We start from the raw sequence: 238 nt of genomic DNA on the forward strand, positions 1-238 counted from the left end.
TTATGAAGTGTTGTGTGTCCTTTTTCAAGTTCTTTCATGATATTATTAGTTAAACTATCTCTCAGCAAAATCTTATCTGTAATAATTCGACGGTCGTTCATAGCTTTATTGGCTTGCCACATATTAAATACGGCAACTCCAACTCCACTATTTAGAAACATCATGAGGTGCGGAAAAAAATTATGCAACAGTTCCATATTTTTCCNCNCCTACTTTACGGTAAGCAACATAACGTCGA

General features: G+C 35.2%; 1 protein-coding gene. It reads right to left on the reverse strand.

The genetic code is table 11. The features are described from left to right. Window positions 1-197, reverse strand: a 197-nt coding sequence (locus A3735_RS32070; RefSeq protein ID WP_231882620.1) for a hypothetical protein, incomplete at its 3' end; no start/stop codon positions are given. Window positions 198-238 lie beyond the last annotated feature (41 nt).

The organism is Oleiphilus sp. HI0061 (assembly GCF_001635675.1).